Below are 1,880 nucleotides of genomic sequence, written 5' to 3'. Positions count from 1 at the left end.
ACGGCCAGGCCCAGCAGCGGCATCAGGATCAGTCCGGCCCCGCCCCCCGAGACCGCGCTGAGGCCGAAGGCGAGGGTCGAGACGGCAAAGATCAGGCTCCATAGCAGCATCGGCGTCCGGGCTCCCGCGGGCGGGCCCGCTGCGCCGGGCCACGCGGGCAGGATGCCGGATTCCGGCAGAGCCTGTCAGCTTACATTCTCCCAATCGTCCATTCCGGCGTATCCGGCGACGTTCTTTAACGGGCGACGATTCTTAAAAGGCCCCAATCTTTTCCCGGCAGCCCTTACGGGCGGGGGGCGGCGGCCGCTATTGTGCCGCGCCCCATGACGGACGAACCATGACGGACGACCAACCGCCCCCGCGCCTGCTGCTGGTCGAGGACGATCCCGATACGGCCGCCTATGTCTGCGACGGCCTGGCGCAGGACGGGATCGCCGTCACCTGTGCGGCCAACGGCACCGACGGGCTGTCACTGATCTTTTCGTGTGAATGGGACATCATCGTGCTGGACCGGATGTTGCCGGGCATGGACGGGATGGCCGTCCTGGTCCGCCTGCGCGAGGCCGGGATCCGCACGCCCGTGCTGTTCCTGACCACCATGGACGGCGTCGCCAGCCGGGTCGACGGCCTGCGCGGAGGGGCGGACGATTATCTGGTCAAGCCGTTCGCGGTCCGGGAACTGGCCGCCCGGGTGGCCGTGCTGCTGCGGCGAGCGGGGCCGGCGCGGCATGTCACCACCCTGCGGATGGCGGGAATCACGCTGGACCTGCTGACCCGCGAGGTCACGCGCTATGGCGACAGGCTGCATCTGCAGCCGCAGGAGGTGAAGATTCTGGAATATTTCATGCGCAACCCGGGAACGGTCCTGTCGCGGCAGATGCTGCTGCTTTATGCCTGGAACGTGGATTTCCCCGTGCGTACCAATATCGTCGAAACCCATATCAGCCGCCTGCGCGACAAGCTGGGTCACGACGGACGGCAACTGATCCAGACGGTCCGCGGTGTCGGCTATATCCTGAGGGACGTGGATCTTGACCATTCCCGTGGCGGTTAGGGGGGCGGTTAGGGGCAGGCTGGACGCGCTCTATCGCATCACCTCCAGCCTGTCCTTCCGGATCGTGCTGCTGTTCGCCGGCTTTCTGATGCTGTCGGGCGCGCTGGCGATCCTGCTGTCGGGGCTGCAGAGCCAGCATTCGCTGGAAAAACAGATCCGCCGGGCCGTCCGGGCCGAGCGGACCGAGGTCATCTCGGCTGCCGGGGGGATGGACCTGGCGCATTTCCGGCCGGTGGTCCAGAATCTGGTCCGCCATGAGCCGGATTTCTTCTATCTGCTGGAAGACGGCGCCAACCGGGTGCTGGCCGGCAACATGCTGCATCTGCGCCCCCAGCCGGGCAGCCGCTGGCTGTCGCGGGCGCACCGCCAGCTTTATGGCGAACCGGAAAGCGCGATCTACGGCGAGGGCGTGCTGCTGAATGACGGCGGCTATTTCTTCGTCGGGTTGAATGCGCGGTCCCTGACCGAATTGCGGCGCGATTTCTGGATCATCGTGGGATGGAGCCTGGTGGGATTCTCGGTGCTGGGGGTAGGCGGCGGGATGATCCTCAGCGCCATCATCCTCGGCCGGATCGAGACGATCAGCATGACCGCGCGCCGGATCATGAGCGGGGACATGGCGCAGCGGATTCCCTATCAGGGCGCGGATGACGAATTCGACCACCTGGCGCACAGCCTCAATGCCATGCTCGAGCGCAACGAGCGCCTGATCTCCAGCCTGCAGCAGGTGTCCAACGACATCGCCCATGACATGCGCCGTCCGCTGTCGCGCCTGCGTCGGCGGCTGGAGGCCGCCGCCCTGGCCGAGCGCCTGCCCGATGCGGCC

Annotated in this window: 2 protein-coding genes; both read left to right on the top strand. The window is 66.8% G+C overall.

Annotated elements, in window-relative coordinates:
- Positions 1-337 precede the first annotated feature (337 nt).
- Positions 338-1,054, top strand: a complete 717-nt coding sequence (locus tag HUK84_RS16635; protein ID WP_176641273.1) for a response regulator transcription factor — start codon at positions 338-340, stop codon at positions 1,052-1,054.
- On the top strand, positions 1,032-1,880 hold an 849-nt coding region (locus HUK84_RS16630), incomplete at its 3' end, for a HAMP domain-containing protein (protein ID WP_246285743.1). The genes HUK84_RS16635 and HUK84_RS16630, both read left to right, overlap by 23 nt.

It is taken from the genome of Nguyenibacter vanlangensis (assembly GCF_013376155.1).
In the GTDB taxonomy this organism is placed as follows: Bacteria; Pseudomonadota; Alphaproteobacteria; order Acetobacterales; family Acetobacteraceae; genus Gluconacetobacter; species Gluconacetobacter vanlangensis.
The sequence above is the reverse complement of the archived record's forward strand: the minus strand, read 5'-3'. Positions and strand labels throughout refer to the sequence as shown.

Bases quoted from the DNA above. Each gene is read 5' to 3' on its own strand.
- HUK84_RS16635 (WP_176641273.1), top strand. From the start codon at position 338: ATGACGGACGACCAACCGCCCCCGCGCCTGCTGCTGGTCGAGGACGAT.